Source organism: uncultured Rothia sp., assembly GCF_937976295.1.
Lineage (GTDB): Bacteria > Actinomycetota > Actinomycetes > Actinomycetales > Micrococcaceae > Rothia.
The window spans coordinates 1-4437 of sequence record NZ_CALJRY010000385.1; the positions used below are offsets into that span (position 1 = coordinate 1).

The 4437-nt window shown below is 53.3% G+C and carries 7 protein-coding genes; all 7 read right to left on the reverse strand.

The genetic code is table 11. From position 1 onward, the window contains the following. Positions 1-93 precede the first annotated feature (93 nt). Positions 94-342: a hypothetical protein gene (locus Q0216_RS10200; RefSeq protein ID WP_298595132.1), complete on the reverse strand. Its 249-nt coding sequence runs from the start codon at positions 340-342 to the stop codon at positions 94-96. 13 nt (positions 343-355) lie between these two features. Beyond that, positions 356-526: a hypothetical protein gene (locus Q0216_RS10205; protein WP_298595135.1), complete on the reverse strand. Its 171-nt coding sequence runs from the start codon at positions 524-526 to the stop codon at positions 356-358. Between the two features lie 94 nt (positions 527-620). Continuing rightward, positions 621-749, reverse strand: a complete 129-nt coding sequence (locus Q0216_RS10210; RefSeq protein ID WP_298595138.1) for a hypothetical protein — start codon at positions 747-749, stop codon at positions 621-623. A 194-nt stretch (positions 750-943) separates the two neighbouring features. Continuing rightward, positions 944-1117 carry a hypothetical protein gene (locus Q0216_RS10215; protein ID WP_298595141.1) on the reverse strand — a complete coding sequence of 58 codons (174 nt, stop codon included), beginning with the start codon at positions 1115-1117 and terminating at the stop codon, positions 944-946. Positions 1118-2560: 1443 nt separating this feature from the next. Beyond that, entirely contained in the window at positions 2561-2734 is a 174-nt protein-coding gene (locus Q0216_RS10220) for a hypothetical protein (protein WP_298595144.1), read from the reverse strand. Between the two features lie 569 nt (positions 2735-3303). After that, on the reverse strand, positions 3304-3516 hold the full coding sequence (locus Q0216_RS10225; protein WP_298595147.1) for a plasmid partition protein ParG: 213 nt from the start codon (positions 3514-3516) through the stop codon (positions 3304-3306). Between the two features lie 32 nt (positions 3517-3548). Beyond that, on the reverse strand, positions 3549-4151 hold the full coding sequence (locus Q0216_RS10230; protein WP_298595151.1) for a ParA family protein: 603 nt from the start codon (positions 4149-4151) through the stop codon (positions 3549-3551). Between the last annotated feature and the right edge of the window lie 286 nt (positions 4152-4437).

Sequence of the window (4437 nt, forward strand, 5' to 3'; positions counted from 1 at the left end):
GGCACCCGGGTTTTGGGTGCCCCCGGCGGCGTGCGGGGTTATACAGTCTGGCACCCCTGGGGTCCTCCCCTGTTTTGGTGGACTGCAGCGGGGTTACTGCTGCTCGGTGGGGGTTTTGCCGGTTTGCGTCTTTTGGCGTAGGCGTCGTCCCCACTCGCCGAATTCGGGGCGAGTGGTGTAGTCGGTGTTCCATGCCTCGACGGTTGCCGGTAGCCAGATTTTTTTATCGCCGTGCGAGATGAAATCTGGCTCGGGTAGCTCGCCTCGGCGTAGTAGACCTGCGGGGGTCATGCCAAGGAAGCGCGCCATTTCTGAGATGCCTACGATTAGCATGCCAGCCATGGGGGTCCTTTCGTTAGTCTTTGCTGCGGTGGCGTCCGATATGCCATGCGTATGCATGGATGAGGGCTGCCAGTGCGAGCAGTCCGAAGGTGATAGCGGATACGACCGGGTAGGTGGGAAGCAGCACTACCGCGCCGATAATGGCGATAGCGTAGGGAAGGGCTGCGCTGAGGGTCTTCTTCATGGGGTGTTACCTCGTGTACTATGAATGTATCGGGTGCCCCGGCACCCGGCACTAGAGTAACGGCTCTAGTACCGGGTTGAGGGGTTTTTACCGCTTACTTATCGGTGCTCTTCGGTTTCTTGAAGACTTCGATGAGCTTGGTGGTTGCGGTGATGACGGTGGCAATGCCGCCAAGCGCCGCGCCAATCGAGGTAAGCAATGCGGTGAGTTCCGAAACATTCATTGAATGTACCTTTCTCTATTAGATTGTGAATACCTGAATAATCGGTTTGATGACCAGGCTTGGGGTGTTGAAGTTGTTCCCTTCAACACTATTAGTATAGCACGTTTTATACTTCTAAATCAAGTTTTTCAGGTGTTTTCTACGAAAATACCCCCTGTTTTTCAGGGGGTATTTTCGTATGTATTGTCTCGTGTCTAGGCGCGCTGCGCCTTCTCGTATTCTCGAAGGGCGCGGTAGGCTCGCACCTGATAGAACACTGCTGCAGACAAGATAATCAATGAAATGACATTGACAGCCGAAAGGTTCGACAGTGCACGCATGAAGAGAAGGGATTCAAGGGGGAAGAGTACCCAAAAAATCTTGCTCATAGTTAGTCCTTTCTGATACCATGAAGCTATCAAGAACTTGAGGGGGTAACCCCTCCCCCGGTGTTGGATACCGGGGGAGATGGTTACGTTACCTGTTATTTCTTCTTTTTCTTACCCTTATGCTTTTCCTTCGTTACAAGGACATAGCACAAGGTGAAAGAGATAATCAGATTGGACAGGTTGCCCACAAGTTCGGAGATAGCTTCCAAGAGCTTCACCTTTCATTATTTAGTTTGAATGTCTAGAGAATGTAATTCCTAGACTTGAACATTTTAGGAATTGCGACTTCCTAACGTAATAATTATATCAAGAAAGCCGGTGATAATTCAATTTATCGCCGGCTTTTTTGCATTTATTTAATGAATTTTCTAGGCATTAATTTACATCTCAAACATTGCAAATGTGGTGCGCTACATATTGATGTGTTTAATGTAATATGAAATAAATTACACTGAAAGTATTGCGTGTGCGCGGCTCCCTACTACCCCCCCCCCGGTCAGACAGGCTCTGTCGCCGCCAGCTCCTTAGCCAGCCCCATTTTCCCGGGAAAGGGGCAGTCAAGCCCGCCCGGAACCCCCAACCTCGTATCAAGGCGAAGAATGCCTCTGAAAGGTGACCGTCACGCGGGCTTGACGGGCCCTTCTCACGGGGTTAATAAAATGGGCGCAGCGGGAGCTGGTAAGACAGCCCCAAACGTGCGCACCCAACGCAGCCACATGGATACTGGTCTGAACCCCAACTTATGAGCGTGAGGTGAAAATCACATTTGGCGCCTCGGAAGACCTCGGAGGCGGGTCAGTGCGAGCGTATAGCAGCTGGAGCACCAGGGGGTAAGGGGGGGTCAGCTCTAGGGGTCGCAATGGTCGATGGCGGGGGTCTCTGAGGGCCTGTAGGGGTTGTAGGGTGCTCTGTGGTCGATGGGTGCAGTCGGTCATGCGAAGCCCTGGGGGTGGCACTGATTTCTTGCAGGCTGCTGTGGTGACGGGATCAGGTGCACACCTGGCGTAGTCGGTGTTAGTCTGGAGGTGCTGCAGGGCCTTGGGTCCTACGGCGGAACATGTGGGAGGGTCCCTCAACGCATTGCGTTGAGGGGCCCTCTTTTTGGTGGCACTGATGACTGATGGGTGGCACAATGCAGCTTCCTATTGGGGATTATGTGGGTCTGACTAGGTATTATGCCCTCAATACAGAAATACAGATTTCTGTATTTATGGTTTTCTGTATTTCTGTATCAGGGGTTTTGGGGGTAAGAATAGCCCCCTCTACCTTGCAGGGCAGAGGGGGCTATGTCAGGTCCTCAGGCTCTTTCCTGAGGGGTTATATCACCTGCTGTGTGCCTGGTGCAGGATGCCTTGATGACTCTCAAGAAAACGTCTTGCCGGACTTTTCTTGTAGCTCATCTGGGTCTCGTGCATGGCTGGCAGGGTGGATAGATTTAAGCCTTTAGGCCGTCAGCTCCTTTTCGTAGGTGCGTAGGTCCAGGTAGGTTCGTACCTGGTAGTAGATGGCAGCGCCTAGTATCGCTGCTGAGATGAGGCCGTCTGCTGAGAGTTTCAGCAGATTGCCGATGAATAGGGTGGCTGTGAGGGGGATCAGCAGCCAGAAAATCTTGCTCATGTCGCTCCTTTCTTGCTACCATGAACCCATACGGAGCATTCCAGGGACCCAACCCCCTCCCACGATAGTGATACCGTGAGAGGGAGAAGGATTCTTGACCAGAGTTACTTCTTCTTCTTGTTGTTCTTGCGATCCTTTTTCAGGAAGTGAAGCACAACCTTATGCAGGGTCCAACAAAGAAGCAGGATAGAAAACTCCAGCGGGTGATTCACTACTGTTTCCAAAGTGAAATCTCCTTATGGGGTTATATGGTTTTGACTAGACAAGGTGCCGGGCTAATGCCAAAGCATTACCTTTGCTAGTCAGTGGTCGTCAGTGGGTTGAAGTAGGGTCGCTAAACATTACTTCGTTTCACTGACATAGGGACTTTGGGACACAAGGTCACCCGGCACTCCCGTAGGAGAGCCAAAGAACCCAAATATATCCATTTTATGCAAAAACCCAAAAGATACCACAGGTATCCTTGGGTTTTAGTGCTATTTTCGCTCTCAGCAGAAGATTTTTATAGGTATAGGCTATTTTTGACCTAAAAAGACCACTCAGACGTATGTCTGAGTGGTCTTTCGTGTTTAGTCGAGCTGGTCGATGAACTTGACGATGAGGTCGGTCATGCTCACACCATGACTAGCAGCGTGTGCCTTGAGTCGGGCGTGGGCATCAGCTGGCAGGTTCAGGGTCAGCTTCTTAATGCTCACCTCCGGCGCCGGGGCGCCAGTTTTGAAGGCCTGTTCGAAGCTGGCACGACCCTTTACCCGCTTTTCAGTACTGGCGGGGACACTCACGTTAAGGCGCCTTGCCGGGGAGATTGCCATAATTATGCCTCCTGGTCCATGCCGACGAGGGCCAGTAGCTGTGCTGCTACCTCGTCGTAGCCGCCCAGGTCTTCAGGCTTACGGCCGTAGCTGGCTCGTACGGACTGCTTGGGGCGGATGGAGGTATCAAAGAGGGTCACGCCGGACTCCTCGAGAAGCTCTTTGGTCTCACGGAAGAGGACGGTGCGCGGGTCTGCTGAGGTGAGCAGCACGGCCGCAGGCTTTCCCTCGGGGATGGAGGCGAGGGTGGAGAAAACTCGGGTGATGTCTAGCCCGGCGGGTGCTGCGGGGATGATGAGCACGTCAGAACGCTGCGCGATAGCATTCAAAATCGCCTCGTTGAGCGGGGGTGAGTCGATGAGGGTGATCTCTGCGGTGGTGCGGCGGCGGCGGAGCTGCGGCACATTCACGGGTGAGACCTCGAACGGGAAACCGTCGCCGCTCTCGTCAGCGGTGAGGGCCCAGTCGGTGGCTGATCCCTGAGGGTCGGCATCCCAGACTTCGACGGTGTGGCCGGTGGTGGTGAGGGCGTGAGCGAGGTAGACGGTGCTGACGGTCTTGCCCACGCCACCTTTGGCGTTAATGATGCCGATGATGAGTGGCATGGTGGGGTCCTCCATGGGGTAGGGGTAGGTGTACCTTTAGGATATCTTGGGTACAGAAATCTGTATATACAGAAATACAGAAATCTGTAAACACAGATTCCTGTATTTCTGTATAGCCCCGCTCACGCGGGGAACACTTCAAAAAATGTGCCCCTATAAGTACCTATAAGGGCTCATCCCCGCTCACGCAGGGAACACACGGGTGAAACCTCAAAGGGAAAAGCATCCCCGGGCTCATCCCCGCTCGCGCGGGGAACACTCAACCACCCTTGAACCTATCCGCTCC